This window comes from Stenotrophomonas sp. GL_101, from assembly GCF_057835675.1.
Map to the genome: position 1 here is coordinate 2,827,551 of NZ_CM174432.1, position 22,723 is coordinate 2,850,273.

A 22,723-nucleotide genomic window follows, 5' to 3' on the forward strand; every position below is an offset into this window, starting at 1 on the left:
ATGCTCAGGACTACCGATCCGCCAAAAGCAGATCCGAGGGCAGCGAAGACAACAGTTTGTCCTGGCTATCGGACCGATAAGAACTAACGAATTCAACGCAGACGAAGCATCGTGGAGGCTATCTCTTCCCGACGGAGAGATATCGAATGCACAGTCTGAAGATCGCGGCCCTGGCAGTCTTACTTACATCCAGCCAGCTTGCTGGCGCTCAGAACCCGCTTACTCGAGACAATGGCGCCAGCGTGGGCGACAACCAGAACTCCCAAACCGCTGGCGCAACCGGTCCCGTGCTGCTGCAGGACATCCAGCTCATCCAGAAGCTCCAACGCTTCGACAGGGAACGCATTCCTGAGCGGGTTGTGCACGCACGAGGCACCGGAGCACATGGAGAGTTCACCGCGACAGCCGATGTTTCATCCCTCACAAAGGCAGCACTATTTCATCCGGGCCAAGTGACGCCGGTCTTTGTTCGCTTCTCTTCGGTCGTTCACGGCACCCATTCGCCGGAAACCTTGCGTGACCCCCGCGGGTTTGCGACCAAGTTCTACACATCTGAGGGTAATTGGGACTTGGTTGGAAACAACTTCCCCACGTTCTTCATTCGCGACGCGATCAAGTTTCCGGACATGGTGCACGCGTTCAAGCCAGATCCGCGGACCAATCTCGACGACGACTCGCGTCGTTTCGACTTCTTCTCACATGTCCCGGAGGCAGTGAGGACTCTGACCCTGCTGTACTCGAACGAAGGCACACCTAAGGGCTACCGCTTCATGGACGGGAACGGCGTCCATGCATACAAGCTGGTCAACGCAGAGGGCGGAATCCATTACGTCAAATTCCGATGGAAGAGCATGCAGGGCCAGTCGAACTTGACCCCTAAAGAGGTCGCAGAGGTCCAAGGTCGGGACTATAGCCACATGACTACAGATCTGGTGGCAGCCATCAAGCGCGGCGAGTTTCCTCGATGGGAGCTTCACATCCAAGTTCTAACACCTGAAGCACTCGCCGGCTTCGAGTTTGACCCGCTGGACGCAACGAAAATCTGGCCGGGCGTTCCGGAAGTAAAGATCGGCGAGATGGTCCTGAATAGGAACGTCGAGAACTTTTTCCAGGAGACCGAGCAGGTGGCAATGGCCCCTGCCAACGTGGTTCCAGGCATTGAACCCTCCGAGGACCGACTCCTGCAGGGCCGGGTCTTTGCCTATTCCGATACGCAGATGTATCGCGTCGGCGCCAACGGCATGAGTCTTCCGATCAATCGTCCAACGATGGCCGTCAATAACGGAAATCAAGATGGCCCAATGAATCACGGGCGCACGACCAGCGGCATCAACTACGAGCCAAGCCGGCTGTCGCCGCGACCTCAGCCAACTGCAAGTCGCTACAGCTCGTTGCCACTTTTCGGCAGCACGCAGCAAATGAAGATTCAGCGCGAGCAGAACTTCCAGCAGGCTGGCGAGCTGTTCCGCTCATACACCAGGAAGGACCAACAGGATCTTATCCAAAGCTTCGGTGAGTCCCTGGCCGGTACCGACGATGTCAGCAAGCACATCATGCTTTCCTACCTGTACAAGGCCGACCCTAATTACGGCAGCGGTGTGGCGCGGGTGGCCGGTGGCAACCTTGCGCGAGTCAAGCAGCTAGCTGCCGCACTTGAGAACTAGCACCTCTACCTACACTGCGCATCGCAACCAGTCGCGATGCGCTAAAAGCCGAGTATGGACATGCGAGTTCTCTACACAATTGCATTGCTATTAGTCACTGCGACCGCTGGTGCCGCCGGTACGGGCCAGCGCCCTCCCCCGCCCCAAGTGGACGCTCGAGCCCAACTCAACGAGATGTTGCTAGACGCCGCACGGGCCGGCCACCAGGCGATGCTGGCCGAATTCATCAGCGCTGGCTTTGACCTCAATGTTAAAGACAGCAAGGGCTACACCGCGTTGATCTTAGCGGCCTATCACGGACATGCGCCTGCGGTCGAACAGCTTCTATCGGCCGGTGCCGACCCATGCGTACAAGACAGTCAAGGGAACACGGCACTCATGGGGGCAATCTTCAAGGGGGAGATGAAGATTGCGAAACGGCTACTGCAATCCAAGTGCGCACCAGACCAACGAAACAGATCCGGTCAGACTGCGGCAATGTATGCCGCCCTGTTCCAAAGGTTAGAAATCCTGGATGAACTGAAGGCCCGAGGCGCAAGGACTGACGTCCAGGATGCTCGTGGAAATTCAGTTGATACGCTGCTGCAAGGCGAGTTCCGGAACGTCCCGAGTCGGTGAGATGGCTCCAGTCTTGGCTTGGAAACAGACGGATCCCCTGTCCTACATGGAACAGTTCATATGCCAGCGCCACGCCCCGAGGTTACCCCCTACGCTGTGGCTGGTACGCCACCCCGCGCTTCTCGCGAACTGCAGAACGCGCCCGACCACTGGCCGGGCGCGCGTAAGCGAAACGAACGCACACTGACTGGCTGAGCGGCAGGCTCAACTACCCTTCTTATGCTTGTGGGGCTTAAGGGCGTCTGTGTTTCCCGGCGTAGCTTTGTTGTCCCTTCTACGCTGATCGGGCTTGCCAGTTGACTTGGCGATAGGCTTCGGACCAGGCTTGATTGCCATCACTTGCGCTCCTCAGATTGTTGGTTGTTAAACACGAATTGAGTGCTGCAGAGCCGATTGCTGAGCGTTTGGGGTTAACCCATTTGGCCGGATTCATCCAAACGCACCGGGAAGCATACAACGTCCTAGGAAAGGGACATCCAACCAACTACGTCCTCACCGCGATACTAACGCCGTTCACGGCCAACGGCATCGTTAATTTCCGCCAACACTAGCTCAAGCACCTACCTCACCAGGCTGCTAACTTCTTGTTTATCCCTTGCCGAGCAACGATTCAGCCGTCCTTGACTCTGTAGCAGGACGCCTAAGAGGTGGGCATCTATGCCCGCAGCGCCACCCAGTAGCATGCGCGCAACAAAGAAAGCGGCGAGCTGGCCGACCCACCAATGCGAAAGCGCGAATATACCGCCTTGAACCAACTGACTGTCGGGCCCTACTACCCAGCTGTATTCGCGCGAACATTGAGCTTCCAGCGGATATCCCCTTCATTGAGCTCATGCTGATGATGATTCTGCGGAGGGAACGGATCGCTCTTGTTCGCGGCAATCTCGCGCTTACAACCGACGACGTCCCCCCAAGATTGAGTAGCGCAGCTGTTTGGAGTCCAATCCTCAGTGACAAGGAGATTGGACGTGAAGAAACGCTTTTCCGAAGAACAGATCATCGGCTTCCTGCGCGAAGCAGAGGCCGGCATGCCCATCAAGGACCTGTGCCGTCAGCACGGCTTCAGCGAGGCTTCGTACTACCTGTGGCGCAGCAAGTTCGGTGGCATGAGTGTGCCCGACGCCAAGCGGCTCAAGGACCTGGAGGCTGAGAGCACGCGCCTGAAGAAACTACTGGCAGAGCAGGTTTTCGAGAACGACGTCATCAAGGATGCGTTGCGAAAAAAGTGGTGACCGCCCCGGCGCGCAGGCTGCTGGTGCGGAGCATGGTCGAGAAGGGGTTGAGCGAGCGGCGAGCGCTGACGGTGGTGCGGATGAGCGCCAGCGCGCTGCGCTATGAGCCTCGGGCCGACCGCAACGTTGAGCTGCGCGAGCAGATCGCTGCGCTGGCGCATCGGCACAGACGCTACGGGGTGGGCATGATCCATTTGAAACTGCGGCAGAAAGGGCTTGTCGTGAACTACAAACGAGTGGAGCGCCTGTATCAGGAAGCGGGCCTGCAGGTGCGTCGCAGAAAGCGTAAGAAGGTGCCGATAGGCGAGCGCCAGCCTCTCCTGCGGCCGTCCGCTGCCAATGAGGTGTGGTCGATGGACTTCGTGTTCGACCGCACCGCGGAAGGCCGGGTGATCAAGTGCCTGACCATCGTCGACGACGCCACCCACGAGGCTGTGGCCATCGAAGTGGAGCGGGCAATTTCCGGGCAAGGCGTGTCCAGGGTACTGGACAGACTGGCCATGCAGCGCGGCTTGCCACGAGTGATCAGGACAGACAACGGCAAGGAGTTTTGCGGTAAGGCGATGGTGGCCTGGGCTCACGAAAAGGATGTTGCCCTGCGTCTGATCGAACCGGGCAAGCCGAACCAGAATGCGTACGTCGAGTCCTTCAACGGACGGCTGCGCGACGAATGCCTCAACGAGCACTGGTTCCCGACGTTGCTTCATGCCCGTACCAGTATCGAAAGCTGGCGGCGCGACTACAACGAAGAAAGACCCAAAAGAGCGCTTGGCGGTCTAACACCCGTCCAGTACGCCGCCCAGTTGGCGGCGAAGAAAGATAACATCAGCACCGGACTCTAAACCCGCCCACTACTCAAGCCGGGGGGACGTCGCCGAGACAACGATAGATACCAGACACAGGAACCTTCTTCCCGGGACCGTAGACCGTCTTCCAGTGCTCTTGCGTTGCATCCCCATTTCCAACTACTGACGTATCGGTAGTCCAAGACATCCTCTTCTCCTTCCAGTTCATCCCAAGGCAACAATGCACTTCAAACAACGGCCCGAGCCCGGGCTAGTCCTGTTCAACAGCACCACGCCTGATCAGGAACGCTGAAAATTCCTCGTCAGCCGACTCCCTTGCATGCTCCAGTGCTCCACCCTCGTCAATGCTGGCTCCGCGTTCAAGTAGCAGCGTGGCGACTTGGACCTTTTGCTCAATGCTTAGAGCTTCATCCCGGGCAACCCATACCAAAGGTGGCTCATCATCCTCGTCCTCGGTGCAAGGATAAGTATCCGGCGCGATCCCTGCATCCAGCAGTGCTCCGACCACCTCCAGGTCAGCCTCCAAGCAGGCATGATGCAACTGAGGAAACGCGAGCTCCCTGGCCCGCGCCTCCAGGTCAGGTGACAGGCTCTCAACGGCGTTGAACATGTCGTCAAACACCGTCTCGAAGTCGGCGTTCGATGCATAGGCCTCTGCCCAGCCCAAATCGCTGGCCACCCTAATCAGGTCTTCCTTGCGCATGCACTTGCTCCTCATCTAGCCACTAGGAGTTCTCTCGCCTTCATTTTGCTTCCGCAGCGTAAACCACGGCTGTCCCCCCTGGGGTAGCCTTCCTCACTTGCCAGACCACTCGACGACGCGCTCGGGTCACGCCCACATAGGCAAGCCGCAACGCCTCATCCGCACTCGCGTCATCGTACGAGTAGCCCACGTACATGCCGCTTGCCGCGTAGAACATGTTGCGCAGCGGATGGGATTCACCGGGTGCGCAGTCGCCCACCATGATGGCGACGTCGGCCTCCAAGCCCTTGGCCTGGTGATAAGTACAGATCCTCATCCCAGGGAATCGAGAAGCCGGCATTGCCTTGACGAGACGCTGAGACAAGGCTCTGCTCCGGGTCATCACAATCACCTTTTCAACCGACTTCGACTTCATTGCGACTGCTGATCTGTAGTGCAATGAAATCTCACTCTGCAGGTGCGCAACTTCAGCATCATTGGACAGGAATCCGTCCTTTGGCGCGTACTGCTGCAGCGATACACCATGGTCACCCGGCAGCTGTTCGACTTGTGGGAAGCACGTCTTCTCCACTTTTGCCCGGACCTTGGCGATCAGCCGCTCGGCGTCCCTGACTACTGGTGGCACGGATTGGAAGTTGGCGGTAAGAACAAGCTCTCGCGCTGGACCGAGAGCGCGGTGTGCCGGGAAATACTCAGCGAACTTGATAAAGAGCTGCGGCGCGCTCCCCCTCCAACCGTAGATGGATTGCCAGTCGTCGCCGATCGCCATGATGCTCACTGGCTTGCTTGGGTTTTCCACGAGGATACGGCGCTGCATCGCTTTCAGCCACGATGCAATCTGAGGCGAGATGTCTTGGAACTCATCAACCAGTAGATGACGCAGACTCCCAAGCCTTGCCAGATCAAAGCGCGCCGTTTCAGCCATGGATGTCAGTGCCAGGAATGCCTGGTTGAAGGTATGCAGCTTCTGAGACTCCATCTCGGAGCGCAAGTGCGGCCAAAAACGCGATAGAGCACTCAAAAAATGGGCATTTGCGTCCATTACCTGCGGCGCGGGCATTGCACCTATCAGCTGGTTCACCTCTGTACCGAGGGTTTCAATGAACGAGCCTTGGGTAAACAGGGCCTCATAGATCAAGACCTCCTTCATCTCCCCTTGTAGCCTCAAGGGAAACACGGGAGCATCAAAATCGCCGTCCAGGCTGGCGGCCGCACGCAGGTGTTTCTGCCTAAGCAGGAAATTCTTTAGATCGGACTCTGACTGGATCAGGATGTAAGGCTTTTCGGCATACCTTGAGATGATCTTGTACTTCTCAGCAACGGCCTGAGCCAATGGGACATCGTTGACGCCCTCGGCCGACACCAATGCCACCCGCTGCTGCTCCTCGGCCGAAGGCGGCAATCCCAGCAAGATGGGAATTCCTGTCCCCTCCTCCACGCCATTGGCAAACAACACCCTTCCGCCAAGTGAGGCTGGGATTGGAGTCAGCTCAGCCCTGACGCCACTGAATGGCCACCCGTCCGCCTGCCAGAGACTCTGAACCATCCGGATAACCGCGCTGTCCCGCTTCTCCGCATAGAAGAAGCGACCCGGCTTCAGTTCCTTACCGGAAACTTGCGGTCTCACCACAGAAAGCTCAGCTCGCAGGATCGAGATGACGTCCGCACGAAAGTCTGGGTCTCGTCTGAATAGAGATCCATAGGCACTAACCAACAGCTCCGCCTGCTTGTCATTTAGGCGTGAGGACGTCATTGGGTTATCAACATCCTCCTCTCCCAGCTGCAAATCCGCTTCGGATTGACCACCAATAAAGTCGAAGAATTTTCTGCCTGGAAGGGACGTAGCCGCAAGGCCACAAAGGACAGAGTGGAATGTTCGTACACGCCGCTCAGCCCATTCCTTCGATAGGGGCCTGCCGCGCCAGTGCGAAAGTACCCGCCTTAGCGACAGACGCAACTCCTCGCACGAGGCTCGCGTGAAGGAGATGATTGTTAGATCTTCGTCAGAGATCCCCAAGTACTCAAGCATGAAGACCACGCGCAGCACCAAGGTCGTTGACTTGCCCGAACCAGCACCTGCTGAGATGCAGGTCGCAGGATGGTCCGCGAGTATCATCTGCCACTGCTCATCCGTCGGAGCACGCACAACGCCCGACGAAACGGCAACGCTCACTGCTTTGCGCATCTCCACTTCCACACTCTTGGTGGGAAAGGTTGAAGGTCCGTATAGGCCAGGATCCAACTGCTTGCGCTCCGGCGGCGCAGCATCTTCAACGAGATACACAAGTTGGCCTTCGTCAAAGCCCATCCTGAAGCCTTCTGAGCGCCCGTCTTCTAGACCCTTGTTAAACCCATCCTGGAAGGACTTATCACAAAGTCTCTCGACTTGATCCCGAGCGAGCGCCAAAAGCACTCTGTCAACGACCCCCTTGACTCGCGCCAATAGAGATCCATCGATTGACGACATCTGATACACCCAACCTAAGGACGACTGATGGTAAGCCTACCAAAACTATCGACCGATGATTGGCGTCAAAATATCGTCGCACTTCGATTGCTACAAACCAACTTTTTGCATGGAAAAAGCAGACCGCTTCCACAGCCGTAAATTCATTGTCAAAGATCCGGCACCTAGCAGTCACCGGACTCAATCTTTGATCAAGCCGTCTTTCTTGCAGCAGGACGTCGCGCCGCGACTGCCTTCTTAACCGTTTTCTTAACGGCCTTCTTGGCAGGCAATTTCTTCGCCGCGGCCTTTTTAGCTGCACCGGAACGCGTGCGCGCCGAAGCTGCTGTCCCTGCGTAACGTGCGGGCTTATCGCCTGCAGCGTCGGCAACAGACGTGGATTTCTTCGCTTTTGCCCCGGCTGCAGATCCTCCAATTTTGGCAAGCAGAGTGTTCAGCACTTGCTTGGCTACGCTATCTTGGAAGATCGAGAGAACGTCGGCGTACTTCCTAGGGGATTTAGAGTCCTGCTCCGCCTCCGCCACGATGCCCTTCTCGATGTACTGCCGAAAAAGATCGTTCTTGCTCGTGTTGGAGGAAAAGGCCTGTTGCTTAAGCCAATCATCCAGCATGGGATCGATATAGATCGTGCGAAGTACAAGATTTCTAGAGTTGGCAGAATTAGAGTCAGCCATTGCGGGCACCGTCACGATAGGACCTGTACATATGTATACGCCCGGGCTAGACCTCTGTCAAATGGTCTTCAATCACTCTGTGTGCCATGCCCCCCAAGGACATCAGGCTTTGAAAACCGGGGCCAATAGTGCTGGCGAGCATTGGAGCGTAGAGACGCGGCAGATCCCAGGAGGGGCCGGCCAACCTAAGGCTTCCAAGCATTCCTGAGCGCAACGCCTCCTTCAACTCTCCCTTGTTTGAGCCCAGAACTGATTCGTGCTCTATAAGACCGAGCCACCAAGCTTCTTGGAAGCCGATGGCATCAAAGACAACTTGAGCTGGAACATTCAACGGCGGCCCATCCGGCTTCGACACGCTGACGCGATAGCTGCCGTCTTTCTCTCCAAACACTCTCTCTGCAGTGCCGAATTCAAACTTGACTGCAGTAGCCATCGACACCTGCTCCATCACTGTGGACCAAACCACACCACGGTTCAGTCGCTCAGCGAATTTAGACTTTGACGTTTCAGGAAGAGACGCCCAAGCATCTTCGTCATTGAATAGTCTGTTCTCAAAGACACTATCGCCTCGCGTGTAGAAGGCAGGCTGACTGGAAATGATCACAATTTCCCTGTCTTTGAATCCATTTCTGACCAGCCACCCCAGAATTGCAGCGGCGGTCCCGCCTGCCCCCAGGATCGCAATCGGCCCCGAGTTCGCCCCCCTTGGACTTGGTCGATCCAACGCCCTCTTAACTGCAGCCAAGCGGTTCCACATGCTCTGGCCGTCGAATATTCTCGTTGCAGATTGCGGCGCCTGGACTCGATTTGCTGGTCCCGGCCCGGTCACCACGATGCTGTCGAACACCCCCGGCTCAAGCCTAGGAGCTGATGAGCGGCGGGCACGCACTCTCCAGTCTGCCTTTGAGGGAAGCAGCCCAACCACCTCCGCATTGACCACTCGAGCTTTTGATTCTCCAATTGCCCAAACGATGTACTCCGCGAACATCTTGTGCGACGGCGGCAACCGCCCACCATCGACCCACTTCACAAAGGCGTTGTCGGACCGTGACAACAGGAAGCTGCTCCAAGAGTAGTTCTGGTGTATCGCCGCGCCGATGGTGGGGCGTGCCTTTGGATAGGGATACCCAAGATCGCGCTCGATCGGTGTACACAGGCGTTGATCTCCATCTGTATACCCACCGCGTCCGGTCCAGCTTGCTCCGACGTGGGCTTTCTCGAAGATCGTCACTTCGATCTTCTGGAATCCCCCCTCAGCGTTCATTACGGCAGCACGAGCAGCTATTGCTGCCGCCTTTGCCCCTCCACCGACAACGGCAATCCTCTTCGGATTCAAGAACCTTCTCCCTAATCGATTGATCCGCCCAGGCAAGGGACCTCGAGCAGAGTTGATCTTCCCTGAGCTACTACGAGGTAGATTTGTTCTCCAAGTCTCGAATTCTCTGGAGGGCTTCCTTCTGCTGGGCTGGCGGAAGTCGGGAGACCAACAAGATGATGTCGGCCAAAACCTCTGGTGTCGCATAGAAGTACGCCAAGGGCAGCCGAAGTGCCTTTGCCAGCGCCTCAGCAGTCGCTGGGTCTGGATCATGCTGACCGGTCTCATAGCGACTCACGCGGGTAGCCCCCGATACGTGGTCGACCATCCCGATGCGCTGCGCCAACTCAGCCTGCGTCCACCCCAAGGCCATCCGAGCGCTTCGGAGCCGTCTGCCGTAGATCGTGGCCGGCGTTTTGGGTTTAGGCATCTAGAACGTTGCACGAAAGCTGAATTCCCTTAAGTGTGCCGCTTGGCTGTCGTCCATACATCTGCGATTATCGTAAATGCCGCCGGGTTGGCGGTCTACAGGGGCTGCATATGAAGTACTCACGACACGGAGCGGTCGCCTCGCTCCTTGCACTGTCTTTCTCCCTCCCCGCCCTCGCTCAAGAACAGGAGCCGGTAGCTGCAAACAAGCCTGGGTTCTTCCGCCAGCTTGGTACCAGCCTTAAGGACGCCGGGCAGCAGGCCATCGGCGTCAAGTCCTCCCCCACTAACCGAGCGGCGCCTGGACGCTCGAACGACATGGGAGCCATCTACACGCCTGTCAGCGGAGGCGGGAAGCTGCCCGGATTGTTCAAACGTGACAATCATCAGTTGGCCCAGCAGGGCAAGCTCGACTGGCCCCGGGTGGCACTGACCTACACCGAGTGGGGCGCGTCCCTGCCCTGCTGGACGGTCGAAGCGCAGATCTGGACCAGCGCCACGGCGTCCACGACCGAGGTCTTCCGGACCTGCGCCAATGCTGCAGTGACAGATACCGACGATCTGGGCGACACCGCCGAGCTGAACACCTCTGCACTGTGGAAGGGGCGGGACACCCTCACCGGGGTCCGCGTGCCCGCTGGCAAGCCCAACACCGGGGCCAGACGCTCCACCGGCCCCAACCCGCCTGCCCAGCCCTTTGTCGTCAACGTATCCCGCCCCGGCGTTTCCGACCGCGCCGTTGACGTGGCTCTCCGAGTCGCCTGGGTTTCGGGCTTCATCCAGACCGCCGACCTGCACCCCGGGGCCAGTGGACTACTGACCCCGTTCAAAGACGGCCGTCTGTGGATCGCAGGATTCAACGCCGATGGCAATCGCGACCGCTGAATACCGGGGCCTGGGCGCCCACCAATAGGAAGAGAATCGACATGAAAGTATGGATCCTGGCCGCTGCGGCGGCTCTCTGCCTGACCGCCTGTAGTTCAACGCCTTCCGAGGCGGAAGCCCGCCAAGCTCTGGCCGACCTGATGGCCCAGAGCGCCTCGGCCCCCGTCCTCACGATCGATGGGTTCTCTCTGACCGGGTGCACGAGGGCCAAGGACGCGGCCGGCTACCGGTGCGACACGCGAGGCACCGTCGTGGTGGGCATGATGGGCAACCGAGTGCCGCTTCCTGTCGACAAGACTTTGCGCTATGCGAAGGCGAACGGATCTTGGAAGGCCTACGCCCAATGACCGCCATTCCTACACCCGCAACCGGCACCACTCAGCTCAATCACAAGAGGCTGCTGACCCCGCGCGATCGCTTCTTCTGGTGGTATTCCCTGACCCTGCTCTTCCTCGGACCTTTTGGCTTCGTCGTCGGGCCGCTGATGGCCCGGCGAGGAACGCGGAAGGCAGAACGCCTGCACTCTTCGGCGGCCTGGGAGGCTCGGCAGCGGGACCACGGCTTCACTTGGTGGCAGTGGTGGATCATGACGCCGCTGACTCTTATGGGAGCCCTCTGGGTGTTCGGAGTGTTGAGTGGGTTGCCCATGACGCTCCTAGTGCTCTGGGCGCAGCTGACCCAATCCTAAGAAGCTTCGCCGGATCAAAGAAGGCCCCAAAGTTGGGGGCCTTCTCGTTGGCGTCGCTCAGAGCGCAGGGGTCAAGTAGCGCCCTTCCACTTCCAAAGTGGCTTCAGAGCGCCCGACGATGCTGCCCTTGGCGACCTCTTCTTCACTCACTAGGGTTCAGTGTTGGCTTATCACAACGATGATGAAAGCATGACTTGCGAGGACCGCGTATCCGCCCTGCTTGGATTTCCTCTTCTTCCCCCTTGGGACCGGCTGGTCAAGCTTCTGTGTGCTCAGGGTGCCGATCCTATGGAGGTGATGGCCGTCTTGGCTTGGTCCTACCTTGACGCCTCTAGACAAAATGGGGAAACAACACTACGTGCAGGCCCCTTTCCCACCATAGCTCGAGACATCAGCTCTGATCAGCCATTGGCGCCAATGCTACTTACCAGAGCATTGAATCAAGTGGGAAGGAGCGCGATTCATCTTGAAGAGTCAACGTGGAACATCCTGATGGCGAAGCTGATCAAGGTCGGCTTGGGCGACCTTCATGCCATCTGCTGGATGTTTGAGGAATATGCCCTGGGCAACTTAGGCCTTGATACACTCGAGGCTCACATAAGGCGATACCGCGTGCTTTTTCGGCCCTAGTCGGAAGCATGGACACGCCTTGGTCTGGCGACGCGTGAAGGCACTTCGGGCTGTTGCCAGAGTCGCAACTCATCCAAGCTCTTCTCGCTCACTTTCACGTCATGGTGGACGCGACTCCAGTCAAGGAATCCGTTGATCAGCGCCCGGCTAGCCCCGCTTAGTCTCTGCAGCTCTGATATATCGACAGGAACTGCCTGGGCCCACCCCATCCGGTTGAACATGATTCGCGTCATCAGAGGACGATGGCGAGCGTTTGTGCGGAGGTGCTTCATCAACAAGGAGAGGTCCACTTAGCAATCCTCCCCTATGGGACCTACAGGGATGCACTGAACAATGTTCAGCAGTCCGATGACCATTGTTTCGTCCAAGCCCACATAGAGCGGGGGATCCGCTGCACAGTAATTCAAGAACGATCGGGTCACCGCGTGGTTCAGCGACCCCAGGGCCATGAGTTCGCTGAGATCCACTGGGTAACCGTCGGCGTCGAACAGTGTGTTCAGCCCTACTCTCGCCATGATCAGCACGTCCCCAGCAGGCTCGGTAAGCGCACTTTTCTTGACATGCTGAATGAAGGAAATTGGATCCATGGCCAAGGCGCTGAAGGGTGAGTTCAGAACCTAGCTCGAATGCGGCGGTTGTCAATCTGCCACTGCTATGTGGAGGTAGAGCTGGCGCAAGGCCGGCTGGTGGCGCCATGGCCGCAGGGCAAGGCGGTGTCCAAGACGTTCTGCCTGGTGCTGCCCGAACCGATCGGCCTAACTACGGGCCCAGTGAAGGCGTTCGCGCAGTGGCTGCTAGCGGAAGTTGGCAAGGGCGGAGCTGCAGATGTGGCTTGGGACACGAGGCCGCGACTCCACGATTGAAACGCACGGATGTAGTCGCATGTCCGGTTTCAGCCAACAGCGGAAGCAGACATCATCAGCAGCACACGGAGTAAGCAGAACTTATCGGAGGGCGAGTGACCAACCCACCTTCGTGCGCGGACTTAGGTACTGCTTTTACCCCCGTTCCTCGTAAGCGTTCGAGCTCGCTCCACCCTGAAAGGCGGTGGGTGTCGTTGCCGTTACCTGCCTGAATGCGGCCGAGAAGGCAGCGGTACTGGCAAAGCCCGCCTGCGTTGCAACAGCAGGGATGCTCTTGCCTCGCGACAGTTGCTCCATTGCCCATACGATCCGCGCCCGCTGTCGCCAAGCCTTCAGCGTCATCCCCGTCTCCAGCGGAAACAGCCTGCTGGCGGACCGGGCCGAGGTCGCGGCGCGGGATGCCAATACGGAGACCTCCAGCGCATTCCGATAGTCTGCCAAGGCAAGGTCTGTTAACCGTCGGCCCAAGGCGCTTTTCGGTATCGGCAAAAAGGTCGGTGCGTCCTGCAGCACGGTCAGCTCATGCAGCGCCAGCCGCACCATCAGCTCGGCCTTCTCGCTTCCAGGGTCGACTGATACGGCCTCGTCAAGGACGGCTCGCAGCAACGGCGTCACCTGCGAGACGAACGCCCGCCCCGGGAACGACGGTGGCGCCCAGTCCCGGATCGCCTCCTTTCGCCAAAGGATGATCCAAAGCTCAGCCTCGGTGAGGATATCCAAGCGATGAGGAACCCCCGCCGGTACCCACGCGACGAGCTGGGGTGGGACGAGCCATACGCCTTCGTCTGTATGCACCTGTACCGTTCCCGACGCCGCGAAGGTGAGTTGCCCTTCGTCGTGGACGTGGTGGGGCAGGTCCGAGCCCTTCGGCTTCAATGCCCGGTGGATCGTGAAAGCGTCCTTCAAGTCTTTGGCCTGTGTGCGATGTGGATTGGCGTCACATCGAAGAAGCTTATCACTATCCTTTCCAGACATTGATGGCCAAGCGAATGAGACTGGAGCGATGACGATGACGATGACGATGACGATGACAACGACGATGAAGAGTGTGCTTATCCGGGCTTATGGGTCCAACGATCAGGTCGAGCTCGCCGAGGTAGCCCGGCCCGTACCCAAAGCGGGCGAAGTCCTGATAAAAGTGGGCGCCGCCGGCGTCAATCCTATCGACTGGAAGATCCGCGCCGGAGCAGGGCAGCGCATGGGCATGACGCTGCCGATTCGACTTGGGAGCGAGGTTGTCGGCACGGTCCAGGCATTGGGCCCGGGCGTCGACCATTTCCGGGAAGGCGAATTGGTGTATGGCATGGTTTCATCAGGCGGCTTCTCGCAATACGCCATCGCCCAGGCAAGCCATCTGGCTCGAACCCCGGGCAATCTCGACATTGTCCATGCAGCCGCCCTGCCCCTGGCGGGCACCACTGCCTGGCAAGCGATGTTCAACGAAGCCGGGCTCTCGGCTGGGCAGCGACTTCTGATCACGAACAGTTCTGGCGGCGTGGGATCTCTCGCAATTCAGTTGGCCAAGGCGCATGGCGCGCACGTCACCGCAGTGGCCTCAGCGCGCAACGAGGCGTTTGTTCGAGGTCTAGGCGCTGACGAATTCATCGACTACACCCGGGAGCCGTTCGAACAGGCCGTCCACGATGTGGATGTGGTTTTCGATACGATGGGTGGCGACACCTTCCAGCGAGCTTTCAAAGTCCTGAGGAAGGGCGGCTCCATGGTGACCATTGTTGCCTTCCCTCAGGATGAAGCGGAGCGCTTTGGCGTGACCGTGAAGCGATCCTTTACTCTGCCAAACGCCGCCAGCCTCAAGGAAATTACTGCGTTGGCCGAGAGGGCAGAGGTTACCCCGCATGTTGAAGCGGCGTTCCCTCTCGCTGAGGCAAGGCAGGCGCTCGCGCTGTCCGAGGCTGGCCGGTCCCGAGGGAAGATCGTCCTGACGATTGCGTAGTGGTGCAGACGCAATCATCCATGGTTCTTTAGAAGAAGCCTGTCGCTTGCGGTTTCCGCTATAGGCCAGAAGCGGACACTCGCCCTACCCCGATAAACATCCCTAATCAGCCAACGACGTCCGCTGGCAGCACTTGGCTCTCCCGGAATGACGCGGCGCACCGTGCCTTTGTTCAAAATTTCGAGCACGTTGGCTCCATCCACCTGACTTTGGCTCTATTTGATGGAAACGTGGCGACTGAAGGAATCGAGACGCATGTTGAGGCAAGCATGCTCCGAACCCTTGCCCCAAACAGCATAAGACAAGGTTGGCACTTCGGAAAACCGGTACGGGCTGACAGCTTGGAAGCACTGCCTCCGGCAAATGCCAGCGAGGGCGCTTAGATGCCCCAACCCATCTACTCACGCGCGTCCACGCCATGTCCGACCGGCAGATCCAGCAAAGGCCTACCGTTCTTGTCCCAACGCACTGGCTGCACGCGCGGGGAACGGTTGGCCGTGCAGCCCATTTCAGGTCCTGGGTTGGCATGGTAGATGATCCACGGGGTGCCATCAGTCATGTGGAAGAAGCCGTTGTGGCCGGGTGCGTACACATTGCCTGCCGGATTTTTGACCAAGATGGGTTGCTTGGCTTTTGACCAGGTCTTGGCATCCAAAGGATCGGCGCCCGCCTTGGCGTGCAGCAGGCCAATTGCGTAGTCATCGGACCAACAGGCGCTGCCTGAATACGTCAGAAACAGATCCCCTTTGGGTCCCTCCAGGAATTCCGGGCCTTCAAGGATCTGTCGGCCGCCCTGCCGCTCCCAGGCTTGGTCGGGGCGCGCGATGATGGTCTCCGCGCCACTCAGCGTCCAGGGATTGGACATGGCCACGATGGCCAGCACGCTGTCCGGACCGACATACGGGGAGTAAACAAAATAGCGCTTGCCCGCGGCAGTGAAGGTCGTGCCATCTATTCCGGGATGGGCGGTGGCCAAGCGGCCTCGGTCGCGCCATTCGCCCGTTGTGGGATCGGCGCTGCTGTTCTCCAGTACGAACACGCCGCGATGCGCGTCTTCCTGTCCTTCGGTGACGCCACTGGCGGCGGCCGTATAGTAGATGTACCACTTGCCCCCGATACGATGCAGTTCGGGCGCCCAGATCGACATGGCGTTTGGCCCGGTCGCCGGCGGGCGCCACACCGTGATTTCCCGTGCCGCATCGAGCTTCGCAAGATCGGTGGTGGCTCGGATCGCCAGGCGATCGCCGTGCGTGCCCATGTAATAGAAGACCTGCCCTTCCCTGGTGATCCACGGGTCCGGGCCCGAGTCCAGCAGCGGATTGTCCTTCGCCGGATCGAGCGCGGATGCGCCTGCCGATGCCTGCAGGAGCGCCGCAATCACTAGCGCACGAAGCGTGCCGTTCACCATGTTCCCCTCCCGTGGAATGCCGCGCTGGCGGACTTGCCAGTGCGGCGCAACCAAACCATATAATCGGACAATAGGCAACCCCAGTCCATTTCACCTAAGGATCAGCCATGCAGCAGCACGACACCGACAGCATCATTGGCATCAACTGGGGCAGTTCAAATCTGCGCGCGTACCTGATCGGTGCCAATGGACGGATGCTGGGCTCGTACGACGCGCCTGTGGGGGTGGCCAAACTACAGCGCGAGGGCATGGCCGCTGCCGCCAGCGCGATCCGGACACGCTGGCCCAACGCCAGTCGTGCCTACGCTGCCGGCATGATCGGCTCAAACGTGGGGTGGGTGGATGCGGGCTACGTGGAGTGCCCTGCAGGCGTTGAAGCGGTGGCACAGGGCCTTGTGCCAGCGCGCATCGGCGAGCTTGAGCTGAGCATCGTCCCGGGCATGGCATGTGTGCGCCCGGTCGACGAGGCGCCGGACGTGATGCGCGGCGAGGAGACGGAGCTGCTTGGCCTGCTGAGTGGTGGCAACGTGGGCCCCGATGCCATGGTCGCCCTGCCCGGCACGCACACCAAATGGATCCAGCTCAGCAACGGACGCGTAGAGAGTTTCATGACCGCCATGTCGGGCGAGTTGTTCGACCGTCTGGCCAGCGGCGGCCTGCTTGCGTCGGCCTTGGAAGGACCGGGGGCGGTGGGCCCCTCGTTCGCCGAAGGAGTGCGTACGGCAGCGGATGGATCGCTCGGGTTGGGTGCCCTGCTGTTCGGGGTGCGTGCACGAATGATCCGTGGCGTACTGCCCCGTGATCAAACCAGTTCGTACCTGCGCGGCCTGCTCGCGGGTGCTGAAATTTCCGACGCACTGGCGTTATTTCCTGCCCTGCGAAGCGCGTCGGTGCCGCTGGTGGGCTCGGGTCCGGTGACCCGCCTCTACCAGGCAGCGCTGGCAGAACTGGGCATCGCAGCGCACACCGTTGCGTCTGCCGAGGCGGTTGTACGCGGGTTTTCCGCCATCCACGCCATCGCCAACAGCCCGCGCTGAGCCACTGGCCCAAAACGCTTGCTGCGTCGCAACGTGCCTATTGTCTGATTATATGTTTTTGTACGCTCCACGACATCGAGAGGGGTCTTGGGCAATGCGTGCTGGCAAGGGGAAGACTGCAGGATTGATCGGCGCTTTGGCGCTGTCCGTGGTGGGGGCCGCAGGCGCCCAGGAACGCACCGTGGTGGGCAAGACCGCCGACGGCACGCAGGTGGAATCGATCCTGCTGCGCGATGGCAGCGGCATGCAGGCGCGGGTGCTCACGTTGGGTGCGGCGCTGCATTCGCTCGAAGTGCCCGACCGCGACGGCAAGTTCGCCGATGTGCTGCTGGGCGACGGCAACCTGCAGGCCACGCTGGACAACCCGCAGTACTTCGGCACCATCGTGGGGCGCTTCGCCAACCGCATCGCCAAGGGCCGCTTCACGCTGGATGGCAAGACCTACCAGGTGCCGGTCAACAACGGCGTCAACAGCCTGCACGGCGGCACCCGCGGCTTCGACAAGGTGGTCTGGAAGATCGTGGAAGCCACGCCCGACCACGCCACGCTGCAGCACGTGAGCCCGGATGGCGAAATGGGCTTCCCGGGCACGCTGACCGTTACCGCCACCTATGCACTGAAGGGCAATGGCCGACTTGAGATCGACTACCGCGCCACCACCGATGCGCCCACCATCGTCAACCTGAGCAACCACGCGTACTGGAACCTTTCCGGTGAAGGCTCCGGCTCGGCGATGGAGCACGAGCTGACCATTCCGGCCAGCGCGTATACGCCGGTGGACAAGACGTTGATTCCAACCGGTGTGCTGCAGCCGGTGGAAGGCACCGTGTTCGATTTCCGCAAGGCCAAGCCGATCGGCCGCGACCTGCGCCGGGGCGATGAGCCGCAGCTCCTTATCGGCCAGGGCTACGACCACAACTGGGTGATCAGCAAGGCGCCGGTGCGTGACCTGCGCGAAGTAGCGCGCGTGCATGACCCGCGCTCGGGCCGGGTGATGACCCTGCTCTCCACCCAGCCGGGCCTGCAGTTCTATTCGGGCAACTTCCTGGATGGCAGCACGGTGGGCAAGAGTGGCCGCGTGTACCGCCAGGGCGATGCCATCGCGCTGGAACCGCAGCTGTTCCCGGATACGCCCAACCAGCCGGCGTTCGGCTCGGCGCGGCTGGCGCCGGGGGAAACCTATCTGAACCGGATCGTCTACGACTTCTCTACGGACCGCGACGCAACACCGCGCCGCTGATTCCGCGCACCGCGCACCCGCCAGTCACCGCACCGGCACCGCTACCACCACGTAATGCCCGCCTCCCGGTTCACGCCAGGACGGGCAGCCCATGACCCAAGGAGATGCATCCCATGCGAAAGTGGCTTTCCCCCTTGCTGGCGACGTTGCTCGCCGTGGCGCCGATGGCGCATGCGAACGATGGTACGCGCTGGACACCGGCCGAAGCCGACGCATGGTATGCGAAGCAGGAATGGCTGGTCGGCGCCAACTACACCACCTCCAACGCGATCAACCAGCTGGAGATGTTCCAGGCCGACACCTTCGACCCGGAAGCGATCGACCGCGAGCTGGGCTGGGCACACGAACAGTTCGGCATGAACACCATGCGCGTGTACCTGCACGACCTGCTGTGGCAGCAGGACCCGCAGGGCTTCATCAAGCGCGTGGATACCTTCCTGAGCATTGCTGAAAAGCATGGCATCCGCCCGATGCTGGTGCTGTTCGACAGCTGCTGGGACCCGGACCCGAAGCTGGGCCCGCAGCACCGCCCCATTCCCGGCGTGCACAACTCCGGCTGGGTGCAGAGCCCGAGCCGCCACATGCTGGTGGACCCGGCCAACGACAAGCACTTCCGCGAGTACGTGGAAGGCGTGGTGGGCGCGTTCGCCAACGACAAGCGCGTGCTGGCCTGGGACCTGTGGAACGAGCCGGACAACCCCGGTGGCGGCAACTACATGGACAAGCAGCTGAAGGGCGAGCAGGAACGCATTGCCGAACTGCTGCCGCAGATCTTCGATTGGGCCCGCGCGAAGAAGCCGACCCAGCCGCTCACCAGCGGCGTGTGGATCGGCGATGACTGGTCGCCGGGTGCCGCTTCGCTCACCTCGATCCAGCGCACCCAGCTGGAGCGCTCGGACGTGATCACCTTCCACAACTACGAGCAGCCCGAAGCCTTCGTTTCGCGCGTGGCGCAGCTGAAGAAGTATGGCCGCCCGCTGATCTGCACCGAGTGGCTGGCGCGCGGCGCCGGTTCCAACGTGGACACCATCCTGCCGATCGCCCGCCGCGAGAACATCGGCATGATCAACTGGGGCTTCGTTGACGGTGCGATCCAGACCCGCTTCCCGTGGGACAGCTGGCAGCGCCCGTACACGATGGAGCCGCCGACCGTGTGGTTCCACGACCTGCTCAAGGCCGATGGCACCCCCTACCGGGCCCGCGAGGCGGAGCTGTTCCGCAAGCTCGCCAAGACCCCGCGCAAGTCCGTTCCCGCTTTCTGACACCCATCCGCCCGCCATCGCCTGATGGCGGGCCACCTACCGCGCTCGCTTTCCGGAATCCGGAGATACCGCCATGAACCGTCGTTCTTCCCGCACCCTGCTTTCCCTGGCCATCCTGTCCGCCCTAGCCCTGCCCGCCCTGGTGCAGGCGCAGGATGCGGCGCAGCCGACCGCCGTTGACCTGGATACGGTTACCGTAACCGCCCTGCGCCAGAGCCTGCAGACCGCACAGACGATCAAGCAGGAAGCGGCGATGGTGGTGGATTCTGTCGTGGCCGAGGATATCGGCAAGCTGCCCGACAACAGCGTGGCCGATGCGCTGCAGCGCGTCACCGGCGTGCAGATCGCCCAGGGCAACCAGGGCGAAACCACCGGGGTGGTGATCCGCGGCCTGCCGAATGTGATCAGCACGCTCAACGGCCGCGAGATCTTCAGCAGCTCCGGCCGTGGCTACGCGTTCCAGAACCTGCCGGCCACCGCGATCAAGAGCTTGAACGTGTACAAGAGCAGCGAAGCCAGCCTGCCGCTGGGCGGCATCGCCGGCCTGGTGGACATCCAGCTGCGCCGCCCGCTGGATTTCGATGGCGCCGAGATTGCCGGCACCGTGACCGGCACGCACAGCAAGTACACCGGCGATATCGATCCCAACGCCAGCCTGCTGCTGAGCAACCGCTGGGATACCGACGCCGGCGAGATCGGCGCGATGGTCAACTTCGGCTACATCGGCAAGCGCTACGCCTACGATGCGGTGTGGGGCGATTTCCCGAAGGTGCTGGAAAACCCGGACGGTACGCCGATGCGCACCGACGACGGCAACCTGATCGCCGCTCCGAACGGCTGGGGCACCAACTACAACCACGGCGACCGCAAGCGCAGCTCGTTCAACTATGCGCTGCAGTGGAAGCCGACTGAAAACACCGAGGTCTACGTCGAAGGCCTGTACGACTATGTGCGCGACGACTACGACCAGGCCTTCCTCTTCAGCTTCCCGGTCGGAGTGGTTCCGCCCACGGGGCTGCAGGTAGGCAACAACTGCTACGCCAACCAGCTGGAGGGCCCGCTGGCCGGGCAGACCATCTGCGACGCCAGCAGCGGCTCCTGGACCGGTGACACCTATGCCGCCAGCAGCACCCAGGCGCACAAGCAGCGTGGCCAGGACATCCAGAACGCGCTGGGCTTCAAGTGGAACGGCGACCAGCTTCACCTCTCCACCGAGGTCACACGCACCTCCGGCTACTATCGGGATGAGAACTTCATCATCGATACCTTCATGAACGGGCCGATCACCACCGTGTGGGATGGCACTGCCGGCAAGCACCAGAACTGGTACCTGGCCGGCAACCCGGCCATGGATCCGTCGCGCTTCTACCTCAACGGCCTGTTCCAGACCTGGGGCGAATCGCGCGGTGAAGAGAACAGCTGGCGCGGCGATGGCAAGTTCGATTTCCTCGATGGCCCCATCGCGTTCCTGCAGTTCGGGCTGCGCTACGCCGACCGCAATGCCAGCGCCAAGGGCAGCGTGGAAATCAGCACCCCGCCCCCGGGCGGCGCCGGCACCGGCAACATCACCGCCAACCCGAACCCGGACAACCAGGTGGTGGGCCTGTTCCCGGCCAACAGCTTCTTCTGCAGCAAGCGCGGCAACTCGGCGCTGAGCCAGTCCTTCCTCACCCCGTGCTACGACTACCTGATCGACAACGCCGACGCGCTGCGCAACTTCTACGGCCTGCCCGACGGGCTGGCGGCGGAAAATCCGGGCCGCTTCTTCGACATCCAGGAGCGCAAGTCGGCCGGTTACCTGCAGGCCAAGTACGATTTCGATGTGTTCGGCCTGCGCGTGGACGGCCTGGTGGGCGTGCGCGCGGAGAAGATCAAGCGTGAGCTCAACGCCTTTTCCTTCGATGCCAGCACCGGGGTGTACAGCGCCATCACCCGCAACACGCAGGACACCAACACCCTGCCCAATGCGAGCATGAACCTGCACTTCAACGACGAATGGCAGCTGCGCCTGCTGGCCGCCAAGACGTTGAGCTACCCGGACTTCGGCGCGTTGAACCCGTCGATCTCGCTCAACCCGGGCACCGTGAACCGGGCCGGCGTGGCCAGCAGCGGCAACCCGGACCTGAGCCCGATCGAGTCGACCAACTACGACCTGTCCCTGGAGTGGTACTTCTCGCCGGTGGGCTACGCCAGCGCCGGTGTGTTCTACCGCGATATCGACGGCTACATCCAGAACTACATCACCAACGTGGTCATCGCCGGGGAAGACTACGAGCTTTCCTCGCCGCAGAGCGCCGGCAGCGGCCACCTGCAGGGCGTGGAGTTGGCTTACCAGCAGACCTTCGATTTCCTGCCCGGTGCGTGGGGCGGCCTGGGTGCGCAGTTGAACTACACCTACATCGACGGCGACACGAAATCGCCGGAGTTCATCGGCGGCCCCATCATTTCGCGCCCGCTGCAGAACGTGTCCAAGAACAACTACAACGCGGTGCTGTTCTACGAGAACTTCGGCCTGTCCGCGCGCCTGGCCTACGGCTACCGCAGCCGCTACATCGACTTCTTCACCCAGCCCACCGTGGCCGGTACCGAAGACCAGGTGGAACCGGCCAGCTCGCTGGACTTCTCCATCAGCTACGACGTGACCCCGCGCGCCACCGTGGTGTTCTCGGCCACCAACCTGCTGGGCAACAACCTGCACCAGTTCTGGGGCAGTGGCGATACCCGCCCGCGTGACATCCGTTACCAGGACAAGACCGTGGGCATGGGCTTCCGGTTCAAGCTCTGATGATGACCTCCCCCATGTCAATGCACGCCCCCTTTATGCCACCCTTTTGTCGGATAATAGGAG

General features: G+C 60.6%; 19 protein-coding genes. 11 read left to right on the forward strand and 8 right to left on the reverse strand.

The window, feature by feature from the left end; all coding sequences use genetic code 11:
- Window positions 1-146: 146 nt before the first annotated feature.
- The 3 genes from AC3IR9_RS12405 to AC3IR9_RS12415 all read left to right on the forward strand — a co-directional run bounded on the left by AC3IR9_RS12405 (window position 147) and on the right by AC3IR9_RS12415 (window position 4,356).
- Window positions 147-1,664 (forward strand): catalase, encoded by a 1,518-nt coding sequence (locus AC3IR9_RS12405; protein WP_489291036.1) that lies wholly within the window; start codon window positions 147-149, stop codon window positions 1,662-1,664.
- Between the two features lie 60 nt (window positions 1,665-1,724).
- Window positions 1,725-2,282, forward strand: a complete 558-nt coding sequence (locus tag AC3IR9_RS12410) for an ankyrin repeat domain-containing protein (protein WP_489291037.1) — start codon at window positions 1,725-1,727, stop codon at window positions 2,280-2,282.
- Between the two features lie 968 nt (window positions 2,283-3,250).
- Window positions 3,251-4,356, forward strand: a protein-coding gene (locus AC3IR9_RS12415; protein ID WP_489291038.1) for an IS3 family transposase whose coding sequence is annotated in 2 segments (ribosomal slippage) — window positions 3,251-3,509 and window positions 3,509-4,356 — 1,107 coding nt in all. Because the reading frame shifts where the segments join, the coding sequence is not laid out codon by codon here.
- 214 nt (window positions 4,357-4,570) lie between these two features.
- Here the strand turns inward: AC3IR9_RS12415 and AC3IR9_RS12420 are convergent.
- The 5 genes from AC3IR9_RS12420 to AC3IR9_RS12440 form a co-directional block, all read right to left on the reverse strand.
- Window positions 4,571-5,023: a hypothetical protein gene (locus AC3IR9_RS12420; RefSeq protein ID WP_489291039.1), complete on the reverse strand. Its 453-nt coding sequence runs from the start codon at window positions 5,021-5,023 to the stop codon at window positions 4,571-4,573.
- A 40-nt stretch (window positions 5,024-5,063) separates the two neighbouring features.
- Window positions 5,064-7,331, reverse strand: coding sequence for a UvrD-helicase domain-containing protein (locus tag AC3IR9_RS12425; protein WP_489291040.1), 2,268 nt, complete (start codon window positions 7,329-7,331; stop codon window positions 5,064-5,066).
- Window positions 7,332-7,681: 350 nt separating this feature from the next.
- Window positions 7,682-8,164 carry a hypothetical protein gene (locus AC3IR9_RS12430; RefSeq protein WP_489291041.1) on the reverse strand — a complete coding sequence of 161 codons (483 nt, stop codon included), beginning with the start codon at window positions 8,162-8,164 and terminating at the stop codon, window positions 7,682-7,684.
- Window positions 8,165-8,210: 46 nt separating this feature from the next.
- Complete coding sequence (locus AC3IR9_RS12435; protein WP_489291042.1) at window positions 8,211-9,500, reverse strand: SidA/IucD/PvdA family monooxygenase; 1,290 nt, start codon at window positions 9,498-9,500, stop codon at window positions 8,211-8,213.
- A gap of 70 nt (window positions 9,501-9,570) precedes the next feature.
- Window positions 9,571-9,909, reverse strand: coding sequence for a helix-turn-helix domain-containing protein (locus AC3IR9_RS12440; RefSeq protein WP_489291043.1), 339 nt, complete (start codon window positions 9,907-9,909; stop codon window positions 9,571-9,573).
- A gap of 110 nt (window positions 9,910-10,019) precedes the next feature.
- On the opposite strand from AC3IR9_RS12440, the gene AC3IR9_RS12445 reads away from it, so the two are divergent.
- From AC3IR9_RS12445 to AC3IR9_RS12455, 3 genes are read left to right on the forward strand one after another with little or no spacing between them, the layout of a single operon-like run.
- Window positions 10,020-10,793, forward strand: a complete 774-nt coding sequence (locus AC3IR9_RS12445) for a hypothetical protein (protein WP_489291044.1) — start codon at window positions 10,020-10,022, stop codon at window positions 10,791-10,793.
- Between the two features lie 41 nt (window positions 10,794-10,834).
- Window positions 10,835-11,140 carry a hypothetical protein gene (locus AC3IR9_RS12450; protein ID WP_489291045.1) on the forward strand — a complete coding sequence of 102 codons (306 nt, stop codon included), beginning with the start codon at window positions 10,835-10,837 and terminating at the stop codon, window positions 11,138-11,140.
- Complete coding sequence (locus AC3IR9_RS12455) at window positions 11,137-11,481, forward strand: hypothetical protein (protein WP_489291046.1); 345 nt, start codon at window positions 11,137-11,139, stop codon at window positions 11,479-11,481. Before AC3IR9_RS12450 ends, AC3IR9_RS12455 begins: the two co-directional genes overlap by 4 nt.
- A 920-nt stretch (window positions 11,482-12,401) precedes the next feature.
- Here AC3IR9_RS12455 and AC3IR9_RS12460 read toward each other — a convergent pair.
- Both AC3IR9_RS12460 and AC3IR9_RS12465 read right to left on the reverse strand, forming a co-directional pair.
- A complete protein-coding gene (locus AC3IR9_RS12460; protein ID WP_489291047.1) occupies window positions 12,402-12,698 on the reverse strand; it encodes a hypothetical protein in 297 nt (98 codons plus the stop codon).
- A 411-nt stretch (window positions 12,699-13,109) separates the two neighbouring features.
- Complete coding sequence (locus AC3IR9_RS12465) at window positions 13,110-13,880, reverse strand: AraC family transcriptional regulator (RefSeq protein ID WP_489291048.1); 771 nt, start codon at window positions 13,878-13,880, stop codon at window positions 13,110-13,112.
- 103 nt (window positions 13,881-13,983) lie between these two features.
- On the opposite strand from AC3IR9_RS12465, the gene AC3IR9_RS12470 reads away from it, so the two are divergent.
- Window positions 13,984-14,928: an NADP-dependent oxidoreductase gene (locus tag AC3IR9_RS12470; protein ID WP_489291049.1), complete on the forward strand. Its 945-nt coding sequence runs from the start codon at window positions 13,984-13,986 to the stop codon at window positions 14,926-14,928.
- A gap of 397 nt (window positions 14,929-15,325) precedes the next feature.
- Here AC3IR9_RS12470 and AC3IR9_RS12475 read toward each other — a convergent pair whose 3' ends face one another.
- Window positions 15,326-16,336, reverse strand: a complete 1,011-nt coding sequence (locus AC3IR9_RS12475) for a glycoside hydrolase family 43 protein (RefSeq protein WP_489291050.1) — start codon at window positions 16,334-16,336, stop codon at window positions 15,326-15,328.
- Window positions 16,337-16,443: 107 nt separating this feature from the next.
- On the opposite strand from AC3IR9_RS12475, the gene AC3IR9_RS12480 reads away from it, so the two are divergent.
- The 4 genes from AC3IR9_RS12480 (at window position 16,444) to AC3IR9_RS12495 (ending at window position 22,660) form a co-directional block, all read left to right on the forward strand.
- Window positions 16,444-17,373: a 2-dehydro-3-deoxygalactonokinase gene (locus tag AC3IR9_RS12480; RefSeq protein ID WP_489291051.1), complete on the forward strand. Its 930-nt coding sequence runs from the start codon at window positions 16,444-16,446 to the stop codon at window positions 17,371-17,373.
- 136 nt (window positions 17,374-17,509) lie between these two features.
- Window positions 17,510-18,613 (forward strand): aldose epimerase family protein, encoded by a 1,104-nt coding sequence (locus tag AC3IR9_RS12485; protein ID WP_489291052.1) that lies wholly within the window; start codon window positions 17,510-17,512, stop codon window positions 18,611-18,613.
- 113 nt (window positions 18,614-18,726) lie between these two features.
- A complete protein-coding gene (locus AC3IR9_RS12490; protein WP_489291053.1) occupies window positions 18,727-19,875 on the forward strand; it encodes a cellulase family glycosylhydrolase in 1,149 nt (382 codons plus the stop codon).
- 73 nt (window positions 19,876-19,948) lie between these two features.
- A complete protein-coding gene (locus AC3IR9_RS12495) occupies window positions 19,949-22,660 on the forward strand; it encodes a TonB-dependent receptor (RefSeq protein WP_489291054.1) in 2,712 nt (903 codons plus the stop codon).
- The last annotated feature ends 63 nt before the right edge of the window (window positions 22,661-22,723 follow it).